Origin of the sequence: Spirosoma sp. 48-14, from assembly GCF_001898575.1 — a bacterium.
GTDB lineage: Bacteria > Bacteroidota > Bacteroidia > Cytophagales > Spirosomataceae > Spirosoma.
The window spans coordinates 371947-398303 of sequence record NZ_MKUD01000010.1; the positions used below are offsets into that span (position 1 = coordinate 371947).

The 26357-nt window shown below is 49.2% G+C and carries 24 protein-coding genes; 13 read left to right on the forward strand and 11 right to left on the reverse strand.

The annotated features are described in order from the left end of the window. Positions 1–4: 4 nt before the first annotated feature. The 5 genes from BGO59_RS09960 to BGO59_RS09980 form a co-directional block, all read right to left on the reverse strand. The gene (locus BGO59_RS09960) at positions 5–1282 is read right to left on the reverse strand and encodes an acetyl-CoA hydrolase/transferase C-terminal domain-containing protein (RefSeq protein WP_293683472.1); all 1278 of its coding nucleotides are present in this window, start codon (positions 1280–1282) and stop codon (positions 5–7) included. Between the two features lie 97 nt (positions 1283–1379). After that, positions 1380–2756, reverse strand: coding sequence for a GH1 family beta-glucosidase (locus BGO59_RS09965; protein ID WP_293683473.1), 1377 nt, complete (start codon positions 2754–2756; stop codon positions 1380–1382). A gap of 172 nt (positions 2757–2928) precedes the next feature. Continuing rightward, positions 2929–3330 (reverse strand): hypothetical protein, encoded by a 402-nt coding sequence (locus BGO59_RS09970; RefSeq protein ID WP_293683474.1) that lies wholly within the window; start codon positions 3328–3330, stop codon positions 2929–2931. Positions 3331–3450: 120 nt separating this feature from the next. Further along, on the reverse strand, positions 3451–4464 hold the full coding sequence (locus BGO59_RS09975) for a bile acid:sodium symporter family protein (protein ID WP_293683475.1): 1014 nt from the start codon (positions 4462–4464) through the stop codon (positions 3451–3453). A gap of 101 nt (positions 4465–4565) precedes the next feature. Next, positions 4566–5996 (reverse strand): aldehyde dehydrogenase family protein, encoded by a 1431-nt coding sequence (locus BGO59_RS09980; RefSeq protein WP_293683476.1) that lies wholly within the window; start codon positions 5994–5996, stop codon positions 4566–4568. Between the two features lie 235 nt (positions 5997–6231). Between BGO59_RS09980 and BGO59_RS09985 the strand changes: the two genes are divergently transcribed. The 10 genes from BGO59_RS09985 to BGO59_RS10030 all read left to right on the forward strand — a co-directional run bounded on the left by BGO59_RS09985 (position 6232) and on the right by BGO59_RS10030 (position 18847). After that, positions 6232–7419, forward strand: a complete 1188-nt coding sequence (locus BGO59_RS09985) for a helix-turn-helix domain-containing protein (RefSeq protein ID WP_293683477.1) — start codon at positions 6232–6234, stop codon at positions 7417–7419. 303 nt (positions 7420–7722) lie between these two features. Beyond that, positions 7723–8484, forward strand: coding sequence for a tRNA pseudouridine(38-40) synthase TruA (gene truA, locus BGO59_RS09990; protein WP_293683478.1), 762 nt, complete (start codon positions 7723–7725; stop codon positions 8482–8484). Between the two features lie 118 nt (positions 8485–8602). After that, the gene (locus BGO59_RS09995; protein ID WP_293683479.1) at positions 8603–9208 is read left to right on the forward strand and encodes a nucleotidyltransferase family protein; all 606 of its coding nucleotides are present in this window, start codon (positions 8603–8605) and stop codon (positions 9206–9208) included. A gap of 94 nt (positions 9209–9302) precedes the next feature. Beyond that, positions 9303–9884, forward strand: a complete 582-nt coding sequence (locus BGO59_RS10000) for a DinB family protein (protein WP_293683480.1) — start codon at positions 9303–9305, stop codon at positions 9882–9884. 55 nt (positions 9885–9939) lie between these two features. After that, positions 9940–12261 (forward strand): glycoside hydrolase family 65 protein, encoded by a 2322-nt coding sequence (locus tag BGO59_RS10005; protein ID WP_293683481.1) that lies wholly within the window; start codon positions 9940–9942, stop codon positions 12259–12261. Positions 12262–12746: 485 nt separating this feature from the next. Beyond that, positions 12747–14078: a sensor histidine kinase gene (locus BGO59_RS10010; RefSeq protein ID WP_293683482.1), complete on the forward strand. Its 1332-nt coding sequence runs from the start codon at positions 12747–12749 to the stop codon at positions 14076–14078. A gap of 171 nt (positions 14079–14249) precedes the next feature. Further along, on the forward strand, positions 14250–14597 hold the full coding sequence (locus tag BGO59_RS10015; protein WP_293683483.1) for a hypothetical protein: 348 nt from the start codon (positions 14250–14252) through the stop codon (positions 14595–14597). A 100-nt stretch (positions 14598–14697) separates the two neighbouring features. Then, positions 14698–15741 carry a hypothetical protein gene (locus tag BGO59_RS10020; protein WP_293683484.1) on the forward strand — a complete coding sequence of 348 codons (1044 nt, stop codon included), beginning with the start codon at positions 14698–14700 and terminating at the stop codon, positions 15739–15741. Next, positions 15704–18145, forward strand: a complete 2442-nt coding sequence (locus BGO59_RS10025) for a hypothetical protein (RefSeq protein ID WP_293683485.1) — start codon at positions 15704–15706, stop codon at positions 18143–18145. The genes BGO59_RS10020 and BGO59_RS10025 overlap by 38 nt, the downstream gene beginning before the upstream one ends. A 57-nt stretch (positions 18146–18202) precedes the next feature. Then, a complete protein-coding gene (locus BGO59_RS10030) occupies positions 18203–18847 on the forward strand; it encodes a class I SAM-dependent methyltransferase (protein WP_293683486.1) in 645 nt (214 codons plus the stop codon). Positions 18848–18871: 24 nt separating this feature from the next. Here BGO59_RS10030 and BGO59_RS10035 read toward each other — a convergent pair whose 3' ends face one another. From BGO59_RS10035 to BGO59_RS10050, 4 genes are all read right to left on the reverse strand, one after another. Then, positions 18872–19606 carry a hypothetical protein gene (locus BGO59_RS10035; protein ID WP_293683487.1) on the reverse strand — a complete coding sequence of 245 codons (735 nt, stop codon included), beginning with the start codon at positions 19604–19606 and terminating at the stop codon, positions 18872–18874. Between the two features lie 23 nt (positions 19607–19629). Then, a complete protein-coding gene (locus BGO59_RS10040; RefSeq protein ID WP_293683488.1) occupies positions 19630–20715 on the reverse strand; it encodes an AMP-binding protein in 1086 nt (361 codons plus the stop codon). Positions 20716–20730: 15 nt separating this feature from the next. Further along, positions 20731–21072, reverse strand: a complete 342-nt coding sequence (locus tag BGO59_RS10045; protein ID WP_293683489.1) for a DUF2809 domain-containing protein — start codon at positions 21070–21072, stop codon at positions 20731–20733. An 86-nt stretch (positions 21073–21158) separates the two neighbouring features. Then, on the reverse strand, positions 21159–21626 hold the full coding sequence (locus BGO59_RS10050) for a ubiquinol-cytochrome c reductase iron-sulfur subunit (protein ID WP_293683490.1): 468 nt from the start codon (positions 21624–21626) through the stop codon (positions 21159–21161). A gap of 121 nt (positions 21627–21747) precedes the next feature. Here BGO59_RS10050 and BGO59_RS10055 point away from each other — a divergent pair, with 121 nt between their 5' ends. The 3 genes from BGO59_RS10055 to BGO59_RS10065 all read left to right on the forward strand — a co-directional run bounded on the left by BGO59_RS10055 (position 21748) and on the right by BGO59_RS10065 (position 23801). Next, complete coding sequence (locus BGO59_RS10055) at positions 21748–22206, forward strand: DUF2452 domain-containing protein (protein ID WP_293683491.1); 459 nt, start codon at positions 21748–21750, stop codon at positions 22204–22206. 91 nt (positions 22207–22297) lie between these two features. Continuing rightward, positions 22298–23122, forward strand: coding sequence for a 1,4-dihydroxy-2-naphthoyl-CoA synthase (gene menB / locus BGO59_RS10060; protein WP_080056263.1), 825 nt, complete (start codon positions 22298–22300; stop codon positions 23120–23122). 235 nt (positions 23123–23357) lie between these two features. Then, positions 23358–23801: a response regulator gene (locus tag BGO59_RS10065; protein WP_293683492.1), complete on the forward strand. Its 444-nt coding sequence runs from the start codon at positions 23358–23360 to the stop codon at positions 23799–23801. Here BGO59_RS10065 and BGO59_RS10070 read toward each other — a convergent pair. After that, positions 23770–24174: a hypothetical protein gene (locus BGO59_RS10070; RefSeq protein WP_293683493.1), complete on the reverse strand. Its 405-nt coding sequence runs from the start codon at positions 24172–24174 to the stop codon at positions 23770–23772. The two genes, BGO59_RS10065 and BGO59_RS10070, sit on opposite strands and share 32 nt — an antisense overlap. A gap of 119 nt (positions 24175–24293) precedes the next feature. Then, the gene (locus tag BGO59_RS10075) at positions 24294–26165 is read right to left on the reverse strand and encodes an ATP-binding protein (protein WP_293683494.1); all 1872 of its coding nucleotides are present in this window, start codon (positions 26163–26165) and stop codon (positions 24294–24296) included. Positions 26166–26357 lie beyond the last annotated feature (192 nt).

Sequence of the window (26357 nt, forward strand, 5' to 3'; positions counted from 1 at the left end):
TCCTTTATTTGAACCGTTCGTGCGCTTTCCGCTCCAGCGTCTCCCGATGATCGGGGTGGGCGATGTCGATCAGGGCACGGGCGCGTTGACGGAGATTTTTGCCGTATAGGTCGGCAATGCCATACTCCGTCACAATGTAATGGACATGCGCACGGGTGGTGGTTACGCCCGCCCCTTCTTTCAGGAATGGAACAATTTTGCTTTCGCCCTTGCTGGTTGTTGAGGCTAACGCAATGATGGGTTTGCCCCCTTCCGACAGGGTGGCTCCCCGAACAAAGTCCATCTGCCCGCCAACACCTGAATACTGGTATGTACCAATGGTGTCGGCGCAGACTTGCCCGGTCAGGTCAATTTCAATGGCCGAATTGATGGCAGTCACCCTGGGGTTTCGCCGAATAATGGCTGTATCGTTGGTGAAGCTGGTCTGTTTCATCGCAACACCGGGATTGTCGTTAATAAAATCATACACACGCTGACTCCCCATCACGAAGGAAGAAACAACCCGATAAGGTAGTACGGTTTTGTGTTCGCCGGTAACAACTCCTCGTTCGATCAGATCGATAACGCCGTCCGAAAACATCTCGGTATGAATCCCCAGCCGTTTGTGATGGACCAGTTCAGCCACCGTAGCGTTCGGAATCCCACCAATACCCAACTGAAGCGTAGCTCCATCATCGACCAACCCGGCAATGTAGCGACCAATTTTTCGATCCAGATCGCTGATTGGAGCGGGCAATACTTCATAGATAGGCGTATCGACTTCGACGGCCGCATGTAATAAGGAAACGGGGATAAGTCCATCGCCGTGGGTACGTGGTACACGTGGGTTAATCTGAGCGATTACGTACTTAGCTGAATGAATAGCCGCCAGTGAGATATCGACCGAAGCGCCCAGCGAACAGTAGCCATGTTCATCGGGGGGCGAAACCTGAATAAGTGCTACATCAATAGGCAGGATATTGCGCTGGAAAAGCAGGTGTATTTCGCTCAGAAAAATAGGCACATAATCACCGATACCCTCGGCCAATTGCTTCCGCATATTGGCCCCAATGAAAAACGAATTGGGCCGGAACGAAGCCTGATATTGCCGGTCCAAATAAGGCAATGGCCCTTCGGTGTGCATATGGCATATCTCTACGTCGCGCAGTTCATCGGCGCGGGCCACCATGGCATTAATGAGCGTATGCGGAGTTTGGGAAACACTGTGAATAAAAACGCGATTGCCGGACTGAATAGCCGAAACGGCTCTTTCTGGACTGGTAATGGGCAAATGAAACGCCATTGTGTGGTTGTATTAGTCAAAAATGAATGAACTCGAAGGCAAAACTACTGATCGAACCTTCCTGTTTTTGTGACAACGACGGGCGGTATGCCTGACATTAATCATTGAGGAACTGCTGAAACCAGCGTCCTGACGATTTGATAATCCGTTTCTGGGTCCGAAAGTCGACATAAACAAGACCAAAACGGGGTCGATAGCCTTCGGCCCATTCAAAGTTGTCCAGAAAGGTCCAGACGAAGTAGCCTGCAACGGGAAAGCCTTCCTGCTTAGCTCTGAGGGTACTTTTCAGGTAATCCTGATGATAACTAACGCGAGCCGGATCGTGAACCATGCCTTGCTGAACCGTATCGTAGAAAGCCGCTCCACTTTCGGTGATATAGATTTGTTTAACCCCTTCGTACTGCCCAAACTGGTGGATGATTCGGTACATCGTCTCGGGATTTACCTCCCAACCCATCTCGGTGATTGTCTGCACATTGCGTCGGAGGGGCGAAACGTCCTTTGCCCAGAGATACGGCATAAAATAGGACTGCTCGACAACTGCCCGGAAGTAGTGCTGAATACCGATAAAATCGAAGTCGAACGCCAGCCGTTCCATGTCGCCAGGTTTCGCAACCTTTTTAGCAATGCCGCTTAAAAACGGTAATTCCCTGGTTGGGTACCCCATACCAAGGGCGGGCTCGATGAAAAGCCGGTTCAACAGCGCATCCACACGCGTAGCAGCCGCCTGGTCGCGGGGGGTAAATGGGTCGATCGGCGAACAGGAAAACGTGGTGCCGACAAGTGCATCGGGTACATTTTGGCGTACAATGCGACCGCCTTCGGCCTGAACCAGAGCCGTATGATGAATAGCTGGCAACAGATTCCGAAAACTCCGCCGACCCGGAGCGTGTTGCCCGGTAAAATAACCCAGTACCGAAAAGGCCAGGGGCTCGTTCAGAATAATCCAGTGCTTTACCTTATGGCCGAAAGCCAGCGTGCAGATGTTGGTAAACTCAGCAAACCAATCGACAATCTGACGGTTTGGCCAGCCTCCTTTCTGTTCGAGGGCATGGGGCAAATCCCAATGATACAAGGTAATCCAGGGAGTTATGCCCAGTGATAGACAGTGGTCGATCAATCGGTCGTAAAAGGCAATACCCGCTTCGTTAATACGCCCCCCCGATTGAGGACCAACCCCATCGGGCAAAATACGAGACCACGATAACGAAAAACGAAAGGCATTAAATCCCAGCTCTTTATGGAGCAAAAGGTCAGACTCGTAACGGTCGTAGAATTCGCAGGCAAAATCGGCTGTTTCGCCAGTTTTTATTTTTCCTTTCTGCTTGCTGAATATATCCCATACCGAAGGGGTGCGTCCGTCCCGGTCAACTGCCCCTTCAATCTGATAAGCGGCTGTGGCAGTTCCCCAGGTAAAATCAGGGCCGAAGGCATGACGGTCAAAATCGGTTTGTAGCGTTGAGTGAGGTAACACAGCGTGTAGGCGTTGTTGGCTGAACGCGCAAAACTACCGGGTTACCCTAAAAAGATAATCCCCAACCCGATAATTTAATATACAAGAGTATGGTAATGAATAATGGATAATGAATAATGGCTGCTAGTCTACCATTATTCATTGTCCATTATCCATTATCCATTACTTTTTATTAGCCACGACGGCCGAAGGGGGGAGCGTTGCGGTTGTAGCGGGTATTGGTTTGAGCGGCAAACAACCGATCGCGTTGGGCCGAGGTCAGTACGGCCAGCATATCTTGGCGTTTGCGGAGCTGAAGCTGACGAAGGCCATCAGGGGTCATGCGGGACGTCTGCATGATGCGGTCATAATTATCCTCGATTTTATGCAGTTGTTTTTCCTGACGGCGGGATAGGCCAACAATGGCATCGATCCGATCGATTTTGAGTTCATCCTGAACTTGATCCCTGTCGTAATGCTGGCCTCCATATTGAGGAGCACGGTTATCGAAAGGTTTTGAATATACGCCCTGAGCAAACGTTACAGTAGTTGCAAAAGCGAAAAATGTAAGGGCGGTGGCGATTGTCTTTTTCATGATCAGTATCTGTTTTATTGTGCGTTACTGATTCTTAGAAGGAAAGTCCGCACCTGCGTTTAATCGTGCTATAGGCGAATCTGGCCGAATGCCGGTTTCAATCTGCCAAAGTACCTGAAATCACTTCTGAATGACTTTCGAACGTGTCGTCTGGCGGGCCATTGCCTGGGCGATAATACTGGCTATGATAAGCTGGAGCGCATGATAAATCATAATCGGCAGAAGCATAACCCCGGCTGTTGTAGCCGGAAACAATACTTTGGCCATGACGCTTCCCTGCACCAGCGATTTTTTTGAGCCACAAAACAAGGCCGTTATGTTGTCTTCCCTGAAAAAATTCAATAGCCTGCCGAGCAGATACACTAGCCCAAAGACAAGAAAAAATAAGCCCAGCATCAGCGCCGACAACCAGGCCAGATCACCGAATGAGTAGTTGGCAAACAGGTTTAGTGAAAACGATTCGCAGAATGAGGTATAGACAATAAGCAGGATAGTGAGCTGATCGCCATAGCGCAGATAGTTCTTGTAGCGATTGGCAAACCATCCCAAACGTTTGTTAAGCAATAAACCAAGTACAACGGGTACGATAACCTGAACGGTCAACTTACCAATAACGCTCCCCAGATCGTACTGCCCGGTGGTGCTGGTTAACAGAAAGCTCATCCAGAGGGGCGTTATAAACACCCCAATCAGGCTCGAAATGCTGGCATTGAAGATAGCTGCCGGAAGATTGCCTCCTGCAATGGATACCATCACAACCGACGATGATACGGTGGAGGGAAGGACGGCCACATAAAAAATACCCAGCCACAATAGTGAGGTTTCGGGCGTCATCAATAGCGAACGGATAGGCAGGACGATGGCCGGAAACAGGACGAATGTAGTCAGGTGAATGACCAGATGCAGCCGATGATTGCGTAACCCCGCCCGCAATTGCTCCATGTTCAGGCGAAGCCCGTAGAAGAAGAAAATAAACGAAACGCCATACGTAGCGATGGCCGAAAGCGATACAATTCCTTCCTGAATGCCAGGCTCAGGCCAGAGTTTTGCTAAACCGATCATGCCCAGCAGAGCCAGAATAAACCAGTCGAGGCCAACCCGGGCCAGCAGATTACTTACTGAAGAATTTGACATAGCGTAACGTTGGGCAGAGCGCCATCAAAGAAACCGTCAGGTGCTCGGCTATGCTGGATTTTTGCCCAAAAGTAAGCGTAAGGTAAATGACGTTCTACCCCTTACAACAGCTTTACGATATAATTGATGAGTTTTTTTACGGAGTCGGTATACGGTGGATAGACGAATTTCATGGTTCCGAAATCGCGGTACATCACCCCCCGTTGATTCGAAAATTCCTGAAATCCGTGAATTCCGTTCGACTTACCAATACCACTGTGATTAACACCCCCGAATGGCAGGTCGATGGTTGAAAACTGAAGCATCGTGTCATTTACGACCGTATCGCCGGCCGATGTATGATCCAGAATATAGCGTGTATGGCTTCGGTTTCGGCTGTGAATATAAAGTGCCAGTGGCTTTTCGCGTCGGTTGATCGTTTGCAGAGCCTCATCAAGGTTGTTGAACGAAATAACAGGAAGGATAGGCCCAAAAATTTCTTCCTGCATCACCTGCATAGCATCCGTCACGTTTTCGAGTACCGTAGGTTCCATAAAATTTTGGGCTGAATTAGCCTTCCCGCCAAACGTAACCGTAGCCCCTTTGGATAGTGCATCATCGAGGGTCTGTTTCAACCGTTGAAAATGGCGGTTATTAATAATACGAGCGTAACTGGTGGATGATTCAATGGGCTGGCCATCTGGACTATACATCTTTTGCAAGCGCTCTTTGAGCAAATTCACGAAAGGCGCTTTGACCGACTCATGAACCAGTACATAGTCGGGTGAAATGCAGGTTTGCCCCGCATTCAGGCATTTACCCCAGGCAAGTTGTTCGGCCGCCTGAGTCAGATTGGCTGACTCATCGACAATGGCAGGTGATTTACCACCGAGTTCGAGGGTTACTGACGCTAAGTGTTTGGCCGCAGCCGCCATCACAACCCGCCCAACAGCCGGGCTTCCGGTGAAAAAAATATGGTTAAACGGTAGCTCAAGCAGTGCCTGTGATACCGTTGCATCGCCCTCGATAACAAAAACTTCTTCGGGCGGAAACAACTCACTAATCATCTGCTTTAGCAGCGCAGAGGTATGAGGTGTTAGTTCGGAAGGTTTTAGAATCACCACATTACCAGCCGCTAGGGCGAGCACCAGTGGGCGAAGACTTAACGAAACCGGATAATTCCAGGGAGAGATGATCAGGATATTTCCTTTGGCTTCATGATGAATGTAGCTGCGTGTTCCGATCAAGGGCAATGGTGTAGGCAGTGGCTGCGGTTTCATCCATTGATTCAAATGGCGGATGGCAAACCTGATTTCGGCATGGAGAGGAATCAGATCCCCAAGCATAGCTTCGGCCGAAGGCTTCCGAAAATCAGTGTACATGGCCTGCTGGATAGCCTTTTCATGAACCGTAATCCAGGATTGAATACGTAGGAGTCGCTCACGACGCTGTTCAACGGTGGTCAGCGCCTGTTGGGGAGCATGCCGACGTTGGGCGTCAAAAGCAGACCGAATCGTAGCATACACATCAATTTTCGGAGCGGGGGTGATCATAGGGGTACGGGTATTGAATTTTAGTTTGTGATATTCAGCCTACTGCGGACTGATTCAACAGTCTGTTCGTCGCTACACAGCTTTTGAAAACAGACCCTGTAAACGGATGAATTGTGAGCAGTAAACAGAAAAGCGTAAACGGACTACTTTTTACGATAAAAATACAAAATAATGGTTGATATGGATTTACAGGATGAATCGTTTATCTTAGCTGAAACTTTATCACCAATACTGGATGTCGCTCGTTAGTGATAATATCCGCTATCTGCGTAAGCTCAATGGGTTGACGCAGGAGCAGTTCTCCCGAAAGATTAATATTAAGCGTTCATTATTAGGGGCTTATGAGGAGGGTCGTGCCAACCCGAATCAGCAGAATATGCAGGCAATTGCCAGAGCTTTCAATACAACCGTTGAATTGTTGACGCGGCAGGATCTACGGAAAATCCGCGAAACCCCTAATTTAAGTATCCCACTTGGACAGGCATCCAAACCAATCGATTCACGACCATCGACTATTCGTACCGACGGAAAGCTTGATGCGGATGAAAACGACCCATTTCAACATCCTGATTTCCCGGATATTTTTGCCCAGCCAGCTTCTTCGGCACCTGAACCTCAGCCACTGTCGTCGGTGCTGAATAAGTATTACAAAACGCAGGAAGAACCACGCCGAGCAATTGATCATACTGTGCCAGGGCCGCCGGTCATTACCTCGCCCATCCGGCCGGACCAGTCGCGGCAACCAGCCGCGTTTCAGTCTGTACAACCGAGTGCCAGGCCGGTTAGTTTGCCCGCCCAACCTTCTGTCGATGAGTTGTTTGGTCAGCCTTCGGGGCCACGGCCTGCCATGCCTGCTTCCCGGCCAGAGGAGCCATTAACGTTCAACAACGTATATAAGGAATCGTTTGGATCAGCACAGCCGACGGCTGCTCCCCAGGCGCTTGCCCCCAGCATTCCAGTAGTCATGCAACGGCTGTTTGGAGAGTACAAACAGCGGTATCAGCAGCCCGATTTCATCTATCGGTTGCCCGCCATGCACCTGCCGACTTTGCCCGAAGGCCATTACCGCGCTTTTGAGGCTGGGGATGATTTCGTGTTTCCCGGAGCCCTGCTTGTGGGGCGGTTTATACGGAACTGGTTCGATATTGCCGATGGGAAACAATACGTGCTGTTGGTTGCTCAACCTTCGACTGGGGCGGGTATCTGTTGTCGTCGTGTATACAATCAGGTGAAGATAAAAGGGACGCTATTGCTGACTGCCGACCGGGCTGATATCCCTAATCAGGAAATTGCCTTGAAGGATGTGCTGGAAGTCTGGGAAATCTGTGCGTTTGTCAGTCAGACCATGCCGCCACCACCGCCCAATACGGATCGACTTCGTCAATTGATCGACGAGATACGATTCGAAGTGGAGCGGCTTTGATAGTTCAGTGGGGAAAGTAGGGATGGGGTCAGCCTGAAGAGCGGATTAGTTGCGTTTTTATCTGGTTTTATAAAACCCTATCTAACGAATAGTAGTTAGGTAGTATAACAAAGCAACAACCTGCTTTGAAATGTAAATGAGCGGTGCCCGGTACGAGATGTGATTAACAAGTTCGTTCAATCGATTGATTTCGTACCGTTTTTTCGGCCCTTCCTCTTGGAGTAGGGCTTTGGACACCGGATTTTCACGGATACCAAAGCCCCTACTACTTATATCCGATATCCAGGCCGTATTTTTGCGGCTATGCGTTATTTCCTTCAACTGGCTTATCGAGGAACGAACTACCACGGATGGCAACGTCAACCGAATGGGGTGAGCGTTCAGGAAGTGCTTGAGAAAGCGCTCTCGACCGTATTCCGAAAACCCATACCGATTGTCGGGAGTGGCCGAACCGATGCGGGTGTACATGCCCGTGAGCAATTTGCCCATTTTGAAACCGACGATGCGTTGCCACCACATCTACTGCGTTCGTTAAACAGTCTGATTCCGCCTGATATAGCTGTGTATGATTGCTTTCCGGTTCGTGCCGACGACCATGCTCGATACACGGCTACGTTTCGCTATTATCAGTACCAGATTATCCGGCGAAAAGATCCATTTCAGGAGGGGCTTGCCTACGTGTTTACGCCCTCACTGGCTGTAGACCAGATGAACGAAGCTGCGGCTATTTTATTGAATCACACTGATTTCGAGAGTTTCAGTAAAGTAAAAACCGATGTTAGAACGTTCAACTGTCAGATCGACTGGGCATATTGGGAGCAAAAGTCAAACGGCGATTTAGTATTTCATATCCGGGCCAATCGGTTTTTGCACGGCATGGTACGAGCAATTGTGGGAACATTGCTGGCCGTAGGGCAGGGGCGACTTCGTGTCGTTGATGTTGACCGAATCATCCTGTCCCGCGACCGAAGGCAGGCTGGTCGTGCTGCTCCTGCTGAGGGGCTATCGTTGGTGCAGGTTGGCTATCCAACTGAGGTGTTTGGTGAAAAAGGAGTGAGGAGTTAGGAGCGAGGAGTGAGAATAGCGAGTGCGATACAAAATTATGCGTCAGCTATTCTCACTCCTCGCTCCTAACTCCTCAATCCTTTTTCCTACATTCGTCTTGACGTAAAAAGAAAACCACTTGAGAATAGGAACCATCATATTAGCCGCCGGGGATTCATCTCGTATGGGGGGCGAACCCAAACAACTGCTTATCTATAAAGGGCAGACCCTGATTCGGCGGATTACTGAGAGTGCGCTTGCCTTGCAACGGGGCCCTGTTGTGGTCGTACTGGGAGCCAGGCGCGAACAAATTATACCGGAGCTGTCAGGCTTACCCATCACAGTCATCGATAACCCCGGCTGGGCTACAGGTCAGGCATCGTCGCTCAAAACGGGGCTGGCGGCACTCTATCTGACGCATAAAGATATAGATGGGGTGCTGGTTTTGCATATCGATCAGCCATTGGTATCACTGGGGTTGTTGCTACATATGCTTGAGGTGCGGAGTGAGTCGGGTAAAGGAATTATCGCCTGCCGATATAGTACCCAAATTGGGGTTCCTGCCATTTTTAATCGGGACTATATTACGGAATTGCTTCAGTTAGAAGGGGATAAAAGCCTGCAATGGATCATTGTTCGGCACCGTGACGATTGTGCCGAAGTGCCGTTTGAAGCCGGGGCTATTGACTTGAACACCAAGCGTGATATCGAACTGTTTCAACAGGCACATCTGGAAGCGCAATAAGTAACGATACACTTGGAATACGGCAGGAACACAAATTTTTATTGATATATTGCTTGTTAAATTTTCGGGTTGATCATCCGTCGCAGCCGTTCCTATGCAAAAACTTACGACAGTTCAAGATCTTCAGACGCGTCTTTCAACGATTCTGCAAACGGTTGATCAGGAGTTTGCTCCTCTTTCCGAGGAGCAGCTTCGCTGGAAACCAGCGCCTGATCGCTGGAGTATTGTTGAATGTCTACAACACCTGAATCTGTCTGAGCGCTTTTACATTCGGAATATTCAACATAAAGTGGATAAACTGGGGTTGGTTCAGACAATGCCAACCGATCAAACCCTACAAAGCGATTGGGTTGGGAAGGCGCTGTTGTTTGCGGTAGACCCACAGGTAAAACTGAAACTGCCTGCTCCTGGTGTGGTACGTCCCCGAACAGCGGCTGACCTGATTCCGGCTGATGTACTGGGACAATTTATTGAATTACAAACCTTACTGCATAGTCTGCTGGATAAAGCCGGTTACCTCGACTGGAATCGGGAAAAAGTCATGACCCTGTTTGGAAACTGGGTCAAGATTCGGCTGGGCGACGCGTTCCTGATGTTAGCAGCTCATACCGAACGGCATCTGAAACAAGCTATGCGGGTTAAAGCAGAAATGGGTACTTTTGCTCATAAAAGCTGAGTAGTTGGAAGAACTTTACACTAGCCAATGGGCTTGTTTATAACCTATGATTTGAATGAAACACTATTTGACCCAAGACCCCTGGAACATTGTTGAAGAGAGTTTTCACCGTGACTATAACGAAATAACCGAGAGCCTGATGTCGATCGGGAATGGTCGTTTAGGGCAGCGGGGCAACTTTGAAGAGAAATTTACCGGGAAAACCTTGCAGGGTAATTATGTAGCCGGGGTATATTATCCTGATAAAACCCGCGTAGGCTGGTGGAAAAACGGCTACCCCGAATACTTTGCTAAAGTCCTGAACGCGGCTAACTGGATTGGCATCGACGTCGATATTGAGTACGAAACCCTTGATCTGGCTCATTGCGAGGTCCGCGATTTCCGGCGGGTGCTGAATATGCAGGAAGGTTTCCTGGAACGTTCGTTTATCGCCCGGCTGAAAAGTGGTAAGGAACTACAGGTTGTGGCCAAGCGATTCTGTTCCATCGTGGACGATGAATCGGGCGCCATTCGGTATGCCATAAAACCGTTGAACTTCGACGCCAAAATCACCATAACTCCCTATATCGACGGCGATATCCGCAACCGCGACGCCAATTACGACGAAACCTTTTGGGATGAGGTCCGCAAGGAAACAGGCTATGGCGAAGCCTACATCGAACTACGAACGCGCAAAACAGGCTTTCATGTGGCTACGGGTATGTGCGTCGAGATTGAGCAGGACGGCGTACGGGTTGATTATCAGTCGCAGCCGATCAAGTATGAAAAGTACGTAGCCAACCGGATCACCCTCGACTGTCGGCAGGGGCAGGAAACGGTCATTTATAAATATGGCGTCAACCTATCGTCGCTGAACTACGATTCGGATACGATTCTTAAAGACGCCCGGCAGTATATCCAACGGGTTACGCGCAAGGGCTTCGATAAAATGCTGTTTGAGCAAAAGCAGGCCTGGGCCGATAAGTGGAAAATGGCTGATATCGTTATTGAAGGCGATATTGCTGCTCAGCAAGGCATCCGGTTCAATATTTTTCAGTTGAATCAGACCTACACCGGCGAAGATGAACGGCTCAATATTGGCCCCAAAGGTTTCACGGGGGAAAAATACGGAGGCTCCACCTATTGGGATACCGAAGCGTACTGTTTACCCTTCTACCTCGCCACCGCCGATCAGAAAGTGGCCAGAAATCTACTCGTCTATCGGTATAAGCAATTGGGGAAAGCCATCGAAAATGCCCAGAAACTAGGGTTTCGGGCGGGGGCAGCGCTGTACCCGATGGTGACCATGAATGGTGAAGAGTGCCATAATGAATGGGAGATTACGTTCGAGGAAATACACCGGAACGGAGCCATTGCCTACGCCATCTACGACTATGTTCGGTACACGGGCGATGAGCAGTATCTGGTTGAGTATGGGCTGGAAGTCCTGATTGCTATCAGCCGGTTCTGGAGCCAGCGCGTCAACTGGTCGAAGGCTAAAGAAAAATACGTGATGCTGGGCGTAACGGGACCGAACGAATACGAAAACAACGTCAACAACAACTGGTACACCAACTACATTGCCGCCTGGACGCTCCGGTACACCTCCGAATCGGTTGCCAAAGTAAAAAAGTTGGACCCTGCGAAATATGCCGAGCTAATCGACCGGATTCATTTCCGTGAAGAGAAAGAACTGGCAACCGCCCGGCAAATCATCGATAAGATGTACCTGCCTTCTGATGAAGCAATGGGTGTGTTCTTGCAACAGGAAGGATTTTTGGATAAAGATCTGATGCCCGTTACGGATATTCCGAAAGGGCAGCGGCCGATCAACCAGAACTGGTCGTGGGACCGGATTCTGCGGTCGTGTTTCATCAAACAGGCCGATGTGTTGCAGGGGATTTACTTCTTTGAAGATGAATTCGATACGGATACCCTCCGACGCAATTTCGAGTTTTACGAACCCATGACGGTGCATGAATCGTCGCTTTCGCCCTGCGTTCATAGCATTCTGGCTGCAAAGTTGGGGATGAAAGATAAAGCGTACGAAATGTACCTGCGCACCGCCCGACTCGACCTGGACGATTACAATAATGATACGGAAGATGGCTGCCACATTACGAGTATGGCCGGAACCTGGCTGGCTGTGGTGAAAGGATTCGGTGGGTTACGGGTCGAAAAGCAGCAATTGGTATTGAACCCGTATTGTCCCGATAATTGGGCCGCTTTCTCGTTTAAGATTCGATTCCGCGAAGCGTTGCTGGAGGTGACGACCACACAGGCCGATGTGACGGTACAAAATTTTTCTGCCGGGCCAATAACGCTTCACGTGCTTGGGAAAGAGATCGTGGTGAAACCAGAGAGCAAAAAAACAGTTGCTATTAAAGCAGGCGCTTAGCCGTTTGCTGAGGTTGATTGCGAAAGCCAGAACACTGCGTTTTGCCACTGCCCTCAGTGTGAGGGCAGGTCCTCAAAACCGCCTGAACCAACTCGTTCGGTTTTGAGAAACCGCCCGCGTCTGGTTTGAGAACCAGACGTCACGAAGGCAGTCCTTGGTGTGAGGGCAGGTCCTCAAAACCGCGTGAGACGAATTATCCGGTTTGGGCACTGAACGCCACGAACCAGTGCTCAGAAAAAAGGGTTTTCAGGCTGCCTGGCATCTGAAAGCCCTTTTTTAATGTCGCCCACGGGAGGAAAGACGTTAGGTTGAATGGAAATTCTGGTGATACATTTGCCTGATGATTGTTTAATAACCGAATTCAAGTTCAAACCTGCTTTATGACGTTTCATACGCAGGAACTTCCGGTTCATCCGGTAAGAGGTTGACGAATTTTGCCGAAAATGGCCATTTTAAGCCCTTTTACCTAACTGAGATCGTACTTCATGACGTTTACCACCTGGAATCTGCTGTTTACGGGTATGGTCAGCTCGATTTTATTGCTGAACATCGTGCAGTGGGGCATTTACCGCGAGCGTCTCTATGGCCTTTACACGCTGTATATGCTGGCCTGGTTGGTGTATTTTAGTTTACGGGTGGCTGAGATTTATCACTACGTATCGAATAGTACCTGGTATTTTGTTCGGGTTGCTGCGCCCATGTTTGCCTATTTTGTCTACTTCGATTTTGCGAACGCCCTGATTCAGATACGGGACCGATTGCCGGGATTGTTTCGGTGGTTTACGGCTGCAAAAGGCCTCATTCTGGCCTATGTGGTGCTAATGGCATTGCTTTGCTTTGTCGTTGAGGAATGGTATCCGACTCTGTACGACACGGCTCATACACTGATGCGGCTATTCATGATTGGTCTGGCAGGCTATGGCGTCTGGCGGATCAGTCGACTGAATGGCGTCGTACCGAAATACGTAGCACTTGGCTCCGGGTTTATTCTGGCTGGCGGGGCTGCTTCGATGCTGCTGACAGCAGTAGGGCTCAAAATGAAAACGCCGGATTCATTTCTGGATGCGCCACTTACCTACTTCGAGTTTGGTATACTGGCCGAGTTGATCTGCTTTACGTTGATTTTGGGCTATCGGCAGCGGAGGGCGGCAATAAAAAGTGCCATCGTGGAGCAGCGATTGGCCCGCGAACGCGAACAACTACAACGACAACGGCTGGAATCAGAACTGATAACCGAAAAGCTCCACCAGCAAATGTCGGCGGTGCAGATGATGGCCTTACAATCCCAGCTTAATCCACATTTCTTATTCAATAGCCTCAATACCCTGTCGTCGCTGATTGCCGATGATCCACCACAGGCAGAACGCTTTGTCGATGAAATGTCGAGTGTGTATCGGTACCTGCTGCGTAATAATGGTAGTGAACTAACTACACTGCAAACCGAACTGGGCTTTGTGGAGTCGTATTATCACTTGCTCAAAACCCGGTATGGGGCTGGAATAAACCTGAATACAGCCGTCGATGAGCATTTTTTGCAGTATAAGCTTCCGCCTTTGACCCTTCAGTTGCTGCTCGAAAATGCGGTAAAGCATAACATCGTTTCGGCAGATCGGCCTCTGTTGATTCGATTGACTACTAACGAGGAGGGCTGGCTACAGGTAAGCAATACACTTCAGCGGAAATCGGCAAGCCGGGTCAATTCAACCCAGAAAGGGTTATTAAATATTCTGTCGAAATACCAGCTTCTGGGGCAAAAGACCCCAACGGTAGAGGAAACGGCAACCGATTTTGTCGTTGCCCTGCCTTTGATCCGATAACAGATCTGATAGTCCGTTTAATTAAGTAGCGTGTTGGTCGACAGGTAGGCTTAGGTGTAAACAGTTTGGTTTTCTGCCCCAACTATTCAGGCAGAATGGCCAGATACTAAATGGATATGGATAACACCACAAAGGCCCACCTATTTTTGCCGCCAACAAACACAACTACTAATGGACGAGTTTTTTTCTCCCGATCAATGCTACAAAGTAAGTTTTGCCAGTAATGAAATCCGTATGAGCCACTGGATTGATCAGCCGTACTTGATACGCCTGAGTGACGATGTAACGTTGTTTAATCTAGATTATCTTTGGTCGGGCGATGATGTGAAATGGATTGGCCCCTCGACTGTTACGATGCACCTTCGGCTCTATCCAGGTTTACTATCCTGTGAAGTAACGCTGGATGCCGAGGCCAATCAAGGGTGGGTAAAAGGCCAGCCTGGCGCCATGATCGGTACATTGGCGGAAGTTCGGCAATGGATCAACAATCTCAAAAATCCATCTAAATTGTATCGATAAGTTGTAATAGAACACGGAGTATCATGATTGTTATGATTAACACAGATCTTTATCAAGCATAATAATCTGTGTTCTATTGATGATTGCATAGCTACGCCAAATGGGTAAACGGGAACGGTTTTTTATAAATATATTTCGCCTGACTGCGATAAGTTTGTTTCTGCTTTCCTGCCAACCGACCGATTCCCCCAAACAACTCACTCCCGCTTTTTACCACTGGAAATCGAGCTATAACCCGACAGCGTCGGAGCTAGAATTGCTACAAAAAATGCCGGTTAAGAAGGTTTATCTGCATCTATTCGATGTGGATTGGGACCCGAAAACCCACCAGGCTATTCCTAAGGCAGTGATTCGATTTCAGCAAAAGCCGGAGGGTAATATCGTGCCGGTCCTGTTCATCACCAATCGGACACTGTTAAACCTGACGTCGGAGGGGTTGTCAGAACTGGCTACGCATATTTCGGAAACCGTCCTGCGGATCGGTCAGCAGCAAGACATTACTTTTCGGGAAGTACAGTTCGATTGTGACTGGAGTACGCGCACCCGCGATCGGTATTTCCGACTTCTGAATCTGTTATCGACTCAGCTACGTTGCCCATTGTCGGTAACCATTCGCCTGCATCAGATCAAATACACCGACCAAACGGGTATACCGCCCGTAAGCCGTGGCATGCTCATGCTTTACAACGTGGCCGACTGGAAACGGGCCGATACGCGAAACTCCATCTATGATGCCGACGTGGCCAACCAGTACCTGTCGTTCGTAAAAACCTATCCGTTACCCCTCGATCTGGTATTGCCGTTGTTTCGCTGGACGGTCGTGTATCGAAACGGGCGTTTTCTGACGTTTTTAACTAACCTGGATCGAGAGAAGCTGGCAAACAGCCCGTTTCTGACAGCCCAGCCAGACAGCGTTCGTTTTGTGGCAAACCGCGATACATCCGCTTTTGGATTTTCCATCCGTCGGGGCGATCTGTTCCGAACGGAAGCTGTTTCTTCCGAAGTACTGCTGACGGAAAAAGAACGGGTTCTTCGGCAGATTAAAAACCCGACCCTTACATTTGCTTTATACCACCTCGATTCTACCGTTTTAGCGGCCTATTCTCGTGAAACCATCCAAACCCTCCTCCGTCCGATTCCGTAAAATTGCCTTGTCTGTAGCTGTGCTGCTGGGTTTTGCCTGCGGCCCCTCATTTGATCCAAATGAGTTTATGAGTTTTTTTCAGCCCGAATCGGCTACCATGCTGCCGAGCGACCGAGGGTTTGTGTTTTCTCCCCAGCTCTATGCCGATAATGAATGGGGTGTTTCGTATGAAGATACCCTGGTGATTGACGAAAATGTACGGGCCTGGGCTTCGTATGCCGGAGGAAAGTTGTCCGATACCGAAGTGAGCAAGGCACTTTACAAAGAAGAGCCCGGTGCCGTTACGAAACTGACCTCGATACTGGAAACGTCTAAAACTCCGGCCGTGTCCTATCTGAAATTCGCCTGGTCGGCCGATGATGGACAGGCAAGCCCCTGGGCAACAGACGCTGCACCGATCGATAGTGCGCAATTGCCGCAACTGCTGGAAGAAGCCAAAGCGGCTTATAAAACGACGAGCGATGCTTTTTTGAAAGAGCGGTATGCATTTCAGGCGGTTAAGCTGGCGTGCGAACGCGCCGATTATAAGCAGGCATCTCAGTTGTACGATCGGCTAGTAAAGCCTTTGCCAAAGAAAACGTTCATAAGCGACTGGGCTCTCTGCCGTAGGGCGGGGGCAACGCTGGCATTGGGCGATACATCGCGGGCGATTTATGAATTCGCTCAGGTGTTTGATCGTTGCCCATCGCGACGGAGGGCAGCCGAAACAAGCCTGCGAAAATATGGAATCACGTTTCGCGACGAAGCGCTACAGTACGCCAAAACAGATGGGGAACGAGCTGCCGTTTATGCATTGTGTGCCATTCAGCCGGGGCAGGACGCGCTGGAACTGCTCAAAGCACTCGTGCATCTGGCTCCCAAAAATCCACTGGTCGAACTGATTATGGCGCGGGAAATCAACCGGAACGAGTATTATTTTTTCATGGATGGGCCTGAGTACATGCACAGTACTTACAGTTCTGAGCCAGATTCGCTTGGGTTCGTTGGCCGTCGGGCCGAGTCCGTGTCCTATTTCGATAAACTTCGGGCGTTTGCGCTTGAATCGGCTGAGAATAAAGCGCTTGGCGACGGAGCATTCTGGTACACCGCGACTGCGTACCTGGACTATATTGGGAAGGATTACAAAGAGGCACAAACGCATTTGGATCAGGCGACTCAACTTCCGACCAGCAATCCGAATCTGAAAAAACAGATTGCCTTACAACGCATGCTGCTGCTGGCCGCTCAAACATCAGTCATGACACCCGACGTTGAGCATCAGCTAATTGGTTACCTGGAGGAGTTCGATACGACCCAGAGCTTCCGGCTGAACAACGCGTTTGTGGCGACCTGCAAACAGTTTGCTGCTATTTATCAGCAGAAAGTAGAGACTAAACAGGGCTGGTTCGCCAGTTGTACGCGTTCGAAAACCCCCGATGTCGATGGGTCGAGTCAGGCGAAAGCGTACCTGTTAACCATGTTGACAACGAAGGGGAATGGGGACTTTTCGAGCATTGCCGACCCAATCGCTATTGAAGATTCGGTGCCGTCGACTACTGTTCGACAAACGCTTGCCTATGCCAGTCAAGCCAGCCTGACCGATTTCGATAAGCGACTGTTAAAATTATCGGGCCTAACCAGCGACTACCTGAATCTGCTCCTTGGCCGACGACTTATGATGGAACATCACTATGCCGAGGCTACCGACGTATTTACCAAAGTAGACCCGAAAACGTGGAAGAACGATGCCTTCACAACGTTCTTTACGAATAACCCCTTTGCCATAAAAATGCCCCGTTTGCAAGGAAAAGGCGTCAACTTCCCCGCTGAGTCAGAAGAAAACCCCTACACCCCAGTCACTTTTGCCCGACGTATGGCTGAACTTGAGCAGCAGGCGAAATCAGCTTCGGGCGATAAAGCGGCTGAACTCTACTATCTGTTAGGGTGTGGTGCCTGGAATATGAGTTGGTACGGTAACGCCTGGCTTGTAACAAAGTCTTTCTGGAGTGGGGGAGAGCCACCCGTTTATGATACGCCAACCGATCCGACACAGAAACAAAAACGTTTCGATGAACTGATGCATACGGACTATTACACGACGACTACGGCCCGTACCTATTTCGAAAAGTCGGCCAAATCGGCTAAAACGCCCGCTCTGGCCGATCGCTCGGCCTATATGGCGGCCCGGTGTGAAGCCAATGCTTTTTCGTTACAGAAGTCCATCGAGCAGGTTCGGAATGGCTATGTGTATGAGGAGGATTCAACCTTTGTGAAAAACATGCTGGCCCTTCGCAAAACGAAGTATGCTCAGTATTACAAAGACTTTTTCAACAATCACACGAATAGCCCGTTCAACCAGGAAATGATTCGCGAATGTGCGATGTACAAAGATTTCCTGTCGTTTGGCGAGGATCTGGAAAAATAAGACGGATATGTTTCGGTAGGCGGAGTACCTAAAATCGACTGAAATAATCAGATACAGATGGAGACCAAACCCAAGGCTGGCGGAAACTTCAATGCGGTTGCACCCATTTACGATTTACTCGCCTTCCTTGTATTTGGTCGAAAGCTACAGCAGGCGCAGCTAACCTGGCTGAATCGGATTCCGACGGGGGCTACGGTACTACTCGTCGGTGGTGGAACGGGCTGGCTGTTGCAGCAGGTATTGACGCGTTGCAAGCCGAAGCGCGTGGTTTATCTGGAAGCCTCAGCCCAGATGCTCGCCCGAGCCAGTCGGCGGATGGTGCGTCTGTCGGTAATGGGTAGCGTTGAGTTTCGATTGGGGGATGAAACCAGTCTGACCGATGAAGAGCGTTTTGATGTGATCCTGACGCCATTTGTACTGGATCTTTTTTCGGAATCGTTTCTACAAGACTCATTCGTACCCCGGCTATACAGTGTGCTGAAACCGGGTGGCTTATGGTTGGTTACCGACTTTGTACCCACCACTGTCGGATGGCAACGAGCCCTTCTTTGGATAATGATCCGGTTTTTTCGGTTGACGGCGGGTATCCAGACCCGACAGTTAGCCAATTGGCAGCGGGTGCTTGCAGTAGCTAACTTGTCGGCGCGGGAGCAGGGGTACCATCTGAAAGGAATGGTGGCTACTGACGTTTGGGTTCGGTAGCCTGCTTCTAGCCCACCTACCCATCTATAAGTTGCTGAAGAGCTTAATCAAGGCGGGAACCGCATGAATATCATACCACTCTTCACCACCCAGATTCAACCATCGCCCGTCCCGTTTTGGACGTTTGAGCAGCGCATCATCTGGTGAAAACTCATGGGCGTACACCTTACTCATGATTTGCTGGAGAGTGGTCCAGGGAAACGTACGCGAACGTTCACGTCGCTGCTCCAGGCTGCGGATCGTTACCTGTCGTTCAGCAAAGGAACCTGTCAGGTACACTTCAATATCGCCCTGTCGGCTGTTGAGATCGAGGTAGATTAGTTCGAAAGGGCGTTCGCGACCTGTAATTTCATAGGTCGCCTGCATTAATTCCTGAATCAGATAGTGCCAATCGTCGATGTTGTTTGGCTGGCCTTCTTTCCGGGCACCATTGGCTTCAATAGCCATATTCCAGAAGTCGTCATCCTCCTCCAGCGAATCCTCCTCCAGCGGTTGTAGTTCGGTTTTTCGAATCAGGGCTGTCACTGTGTCCAGCCAGGTTTTGGGCAACTGACCTTTCCAGCTAAAATCGTCATCGCGGGTATAGCCCTCAGCCTGTAACTCATCGTCGTCAATGTCGTCGCGGTCGGGATAGGTAATGACAAGCTCAATCTGTAAGGCATTGCTGCCAACCGGACGGGCCGAGAGGGTGTAAAAATAGGCGTATGGGGCTGGTAACGAACGAGCGGTCTGGTAGCGAATCTGAAGGTGTTTAAACATACATGTTGATAGAAAACCAGCCCTCAGGAGGGTGATTGGTCAAGATAAGTGGCGACGGTTGCCCGACGGTCAAGTTTACCCGTAGGGGTTTCGGCAAAATTAGGGACAATAATGACATCTTTGGGAACGGCGTATTTCCCGATCTGCTGACGGATGTCGGCCTGCGCTGTTTCCCAGGCTCGCCAAAATAATTCGGGCGGTGTGGAATGAGCCTGTTCAACGAAGGCTACTACGCGCTTTCCCAATTGATCATCGGGTAATCCAGCAACGAAAACCCGATAGGAGAGCCCGTAGTCGGTTAGTACTTGATTGATTCGCTGCTCAATCAATTCGGGTTGTAGTTTAACCCCTCCTGAATTGATGATGGTATCAGCCCGGCCCAGCAGACGAAAATGCAGGTTGTCCAGTAATTCAACCACGTCGTTGGTCTGGACCCGCACAAAATTGGTGGCGGCTGATGTAATGTGTAAACAACCTCGTTCGTCGGTGCCAAGGGTCACGCTCTTAAGCGCGGTGAATACATCCGATGCGCTCGGGCCATTCAGTCGGCGGAGGGCAATGTGAGAAACCGTTTCGGTCATGCCATAGGTGGCGAAAATAGGGGCTGAAATCACTTGCAATGCCTTCTCCAAAGCCGGGCTGGTAGCTGCACCGCCTACCAGTATGGCCTTCATGCCATTCAGAATTGGAAGCTTATCGGGCGATTTTTCCAGAATTGTCTGGAGTTGCAGGGGGACAAGGGCCGTAAAAGCGAAATGGGAGGTTGCCAGGTCAAGGTGTTCTAGTGGGTTACTGGAGGGTTCAAGGATAGTCATGGGTAGACCAAGTTCCATGCCTCGGACCAACATCATAATACCGGCTACATACCGAATATTCAGGCAAACCAGTGCTGGGTCGCCTGCCTGTAGTCCAAGGGTCTGCCCGGTTAGGTGGGCACTGGCCTGCATCTGCGCCCGCGTCAGTCGAATCGGTTTAGGCGTTCCGGTCGATCCCGATGTATGGAGAACAAATTCTGTTTGCCCACTTTGCCAGGCTTTACAAAAATCCAGTGCTTCAGATTCGTAAGGCGTAGCAGGCTGGGGCCAAACGTTGGGTGACAGAATAAGCATGGTGTAAAATGACTGTTAGGGGTGCGCGGCCTGTACCGGGTTATCAGATCGGCTTGAAGTAGAAAGTAGCAGGAATTCGGTAACAGCTCCGGCTGCAATGCCGAATGCATAACAGATCAGATCACTCCAGAGAAAGCCAAAACCCAGTACCAGACCGCCTAATCGGGTTGATCGCAGGTAGTCGATCCAGGGGGCGTGGTACAATTGACTGATTTCTATGCACACACAAAACAAAAGGGCGATGAGTGTAATCATGCGTGTTGACCATCGGCGGAACAGGAGTCCGACGCCCAGAAACACCATCAATGCCCATAACGCATCACCTGCATAATTCCGAATGAATGAGATATTGCTCAAAAAAGATCGCGATGCCAGTCCAAATCCTATGACACTGATCAGTAGGAGTCCATAAATAATACGATTGCGCACAGATATAGGATCACTTAATTATGGACTCGAATGGTTTTTGCCGTCAGGTTGGTCTCAACAATGTATTGTGTAAGCGGAACGACTGCCGGGCCTGCAATGACATCGCCATTCGGAGCGAAGCGGGAGAGGTGTAACGGGCAATAAAATTGATTCTCTACGGATTTGTAAACCAGTTGGGTGTTTTGATGCGTACAGTTGGCCGATACAGCTATATACTGCCCATCTTTTGTTTGGGCGACGATCACCCCATTGCTGATTACATAGCCTCCCTTTACGGTCAGATTTTCGTTGGCCCGATCGTCCAGTCGCAGTGTGAAATCAACTTTTTGGGTAGGTGCGGGCGGAGGAGTGCCATCAGCCTGATCGCTACAGCCAATCATACAGCGCTTCAGTACGATGGCGCCAATGCTGGTTCCGACCAGCCGGAAAAAATCCTGACGGTGCATTGTTGGCTGATCTGAGGGCAGAAACGTAGTATCCATAGCGGTTTTGATGTACTTTTGTGGCATTATACCGGATTCATCGGTGTAAATATGCGTTATTTTTTGTCATTCAACGACAGCAAACAAATACGTTTGCCGGGCGGTTACCCAATTAACAAATATGGAAGAAGCGAAAGTTTTTATCAATCCGATTTCACCGGATAAAGTTGCCGAATCACCAGGATTGCTGGCTTATGCCCACTCGGTTGGCGGAGCCATCATTCGACCTGAAGACAAAGGTAAAATTACAGGGCGGGCTGTTGCAGCCATGCGTGAGCAAACCGACATGCAGCTCAGTCAACTGTATAAACAAATGCAGTTGCTGGCTGAGCAGGCTACGGCCATTCGGAATCGGGTCGAAATATCCGAGCGTATTTATGCAGCACAAATGAGTTTTGAACCCGTGGTTGGCCATACGTATTATTTTTATCAGCGTAAAAACGGTACGGACCTTCTCTCAATGGTCGCTCCCAATGAGTGGGGGCGTAAATTTCCTTTTGAACGTTGTCTCGCCACGGTTCGTATGATGGCCGATCATACGTGGGATGTGCAGTATCATGAAGTTTCATTTAATGAGTGAAAGAGTGAAAGAGCGAAAGAGTGCTAGTGCGGAATTCCGGCTTTATTTTCTCTATCGCTCTTTCACTCTTTCACTCTTTCACTCTTAATTTATGACGAGTAACTACCCTTGGGAACCCATTAAAGAATACAAGGAAATCCTGTTCAGCTACTACGACGGGATTGCTAAAATCAGTATCAACCGACCACATAAGCGCAACGCCTTTACGCCATTGACCGTTAAGGAGATGTCGGAAGCGATGGAGATTGCCCGGCAGGACGAACGGGTTGGCGTAATTATTTTGACAGGTGAAGGGGGCGAAGCCTTCTGTTCAGGTGGTGATCAGTCGGTACGCGGACATGGCGGGTACGTTGGGGAAGACAAAGTGCCACGATTAAACGTATTGGACCTGCAAATGCAAATCCGCCGTATTCCAAAGCCTGTCATTGCAATGGTGGCAGGGTATGCCATTGGCGGTGGGCACGTACTGCACGTAATCTGCGATTTGTCGATTGCCGCCGAAAATGCCCGCTTTGGCCAAACAGGCCCCAAAGTAGGGTCATTCGATGGAGGCTTTGGCGCTTCATTCCTGGCTCGGGTGGTCGGTCAGAAAAAGGCCCGGGAAATCTGGTATTTATGCGATCAGTATGATGCTCAGGAGGCTCTGGAAATGGGGCTGGTCAACAAAGTTGTGCCCCTTGAGCAATTGGAGGAGGTAACAATTAGCTGGTGCCGGAAAATCCTTGAAAAAAGCCCTATTGCCATTCGGATGCTGAAAGCGTCGTTCAATGCTGAGCTGGATGGGCAGGCCGGTATACAGCAGTTGGCTGGTGATGCCACGTTGCTCTATTACCTGTCGGAGGAGGCCAAAGAAGGGAAAGACGCGTTTTTGGAAAAGCGTAAACCCGATTTTAGTAAGTTCCCAAAATTCCCATAGTAGGGAAAAAATCCGCTACACGGTTTACAATAAACGAATAGGGGAGTATTATCCTATTGTGAACCGTGTAGCGGAAACCAATCAGTTACTTTCTGGCTATTTATCCGTCTCTGATATGGTCTATCGCTAAGAATGTCATAGCTTTGGCGTAAAATTTAAATTTATCAGGGACGTTCAGGGGCCACTTTAGTTATGTATGAATAGTTAATTATTCATACTTTGGAAATCTCAACTTATGACAACATCATCTCTACCCAAAAGTGACCCCAGTCGAGTAGTGTATTTAGTAGACGATGATGAGGAGGATGCGATTCTGTTTGAGATGGCCATCCATGAAATTATTCCTAATTGTCGATTACGCATTTTTTACAATGGCCTGATTCTTCTGGAAGTTCTGGCCGACCCCGCAGCCAAACCGCATTTGATTTTTCTGGATATGCATATGCCGTATCCCGATGGGCTGGAAATTCTGATGAACCTAAAGATTAATCGGCAATGGGCTGATATTCCAGTAATTATGCTTACTGGTGTTGAAGATGTCGACAAAATATCGCTAGCTTACCAGTTAGGGGCTCAATCGGTGATTGTAAAACCCTCTACGCACAGCCAGTTACTAGACGTTGTTATCAGTATTCGGGAGTACTGGTTCAAGACGGTTCGCCTTCCAGGTCAGGCTTAGTGGGAATTACGTGCTGCTCGATGTGTTCGAGCGATTTCAGATAATCCAGTAGCTCCTGTTCGCTGCCAAATAGCTTGGGTTCTTTCACGGGCAGTTTCAGTTTTAACGGCATTTTTACCAGGTCCGAATAGTTGCCGATTGGCTTTAGTTCGTATACAGCAGTAGCTACTTTCAATTCGTAAACATCAACCGGCTGGTCGATGACACTCATTTCTTCCAGGCGACCATCAAAGAAAATGCGCTCAATCTGAGCTTCGAAATAAGGGTAGGTGGGGCCTTTCTCATCCTGACGTCGTTGACCATGCTCCTGATTTACATAAACAGTAGCACCTACTTTGAAAGGGAGTTCAATTGGAGTAAACGTAATCGTCATAACGATAAGGAGTTTGGCGGCTCCAAGGTAGCCGTCTTGTGTACGATTGCCAAAGATATGTTATAAGACGTATATGGTTTAGTAAATAAGTTGATAATTATATACGTTTTGTAAGACTGTTAATCGGACGCAGGCAGAGTAATCGTAAACTCGGTGAATTGCCCGTATTCGGTAGAGAGAGTTAATGTGCCGCCGTATCCTTTCGTGATAATATCGTAGCTGAGCGATAAGCCCAGCCCAGTGCCAACTCCGTTGGGTTTGGTTGTGAAAAACGGCTGATATATTTTTTCCCGGACTGCCTCAGGGATGCCCGTGCCATTGTCCCAGATCGAGATCAGGATATACGTTCCCCTGCGTTCTGAATGGACGCGTAGCTCTGGTGTAAAACCGGTTGGGTTTAAGGCAAGTTTCTGTTGAAGGGCATAAAAAGCATTGGTGTACAGATTCATTAAAACCCGGCTAATTTCCTGTTGAACTACATTCGTTAGCCCCAGGGTCGTATCAAGTTCAGTAATGAGATTGGCTTCGAAAGTGGGATCGTTACGTTGTATCGTATGATAGGTCAGTCGGAGTTGTTCTTCTGCCAGGCTGTTGAGGTCCGTCGGCTCTTTCTCGCCCGTAACTTTTCGGCTGTGCTCGAGCATGCCTTTTACTATTGCTGAAGCCCGCCCACCATGTTGGGTGATTTTTTGGAGGTTCTGTTTCAGGTCAGCTAGTAACTCTGCCTGTAACTCATCGACTGGGCCGGTTTCGTGCTGAACCTCTACAAGTTCATCGACTAACTCGGCGGAGACTTCCGAAAAGTTATTAACGAAGTTTAACGGGTTCTGAATTTCATGAGCGATGCCAGCGGTCAGTTCGCCGAGTGCGGCCATTTTCTCTGACTGAATAAGCTGATTTTGAGTTGTTTTTAGCTCACTGAGGGTATGCTGAAGGGCTTCTTTCTGGTCATGTAACTGCTGATTTGTTCGCATACGTTGCCGATTTGATCGGACCAGCGTAATCGAAAAGGCGAATAGCAGGAAAGCCAGACCAACCAGGAGAAACAGTAGCTGACGTTGTTGCCGGGCATCCTGTTCACGAAGTTTGCGTTCGGCTACCAGCAGTTTGATCTGTGCTTCTTTCTTTTGACTGGTTTGGCGGAATTTAATGGCGGCCAGTTGACGGGCCGTTACTTCAGCCGCCAGACTATCTTTGTAGGCAGTATACTGTACATAATAGTTATAAGCCTTTGCATAATCACCCCGTTGGGCAAACGTTTGACTCAGTTGATGGCTCGAATCCCGAATCTTCTTTTTTTCGGTCAGTTTCGTGAGTTCGGGAGAGGGTTGACGACCTAGCCTGACTAAACTATCGAGCCAGCCCTCCGTAAAGTGAATCGAAGAAGGTGGTGTAACCTGAGTAAATTTTTCGGTATTAAATCGATGGGAGGGTAGGGTAGGGCGTGCTGTCGGGAAAGGCACTTTGGCTAGTTCCTCGGTAGACGGCTGGAAGAACCGCCCTCTTTGTGGATTTTCTTTCATCCTGACAGCGGCCTGATTCATGCTTGTGCTTAAGGCACGAACGACGGGTAATAAACGAGCATTCGTATCCTGCTTCATCAAATTTCCCACCGTTGAAAGTGCCCAGCCAACCTCTCGAACGTCGATTAATTGGGCTGCCAAAGATAGTGCTTCGGCCTGGCGTATATTAGCCGTTTGTGATTGACTATCTTCCTGACGTTGACTAGTGGCTAACTGGCAAAGGGCCACAAGTTGGCTTGCGCGATCATTGAGCCGACGGGCAGCTCGAAGCAGCGAGTCGGCAGTAAAACGATTCAGTAGTCGATTGTTTTGTTGGAGGTTTTTTCGCAACCATTTGATCTGGGCAATGGAAGCGGAGGAGGTAGCGAGGCTATCTCTCTGAATAGCTTGCGCTACTCCTTGGGGTGTTGCCTGAGAGAAGATCGCTAAGATTAGCAGGAAGTAGCCGATAAAATACCTGACTCGCATAACGACTTCCAGACGACAGTAAATTGAAATTGATCAGCGAAAGATAAAAAAAACCTTTACAAATAATAGCAACTAGCTAATTACATGCCTTGTAGTGCTGAACCACGCCACGAATAAGTGCCTGTAGGGCCATAAATAGATTTGGCCCCAATTCGATGAGGCCAAATCTATTTAGACACTAAAGTTTTCCAA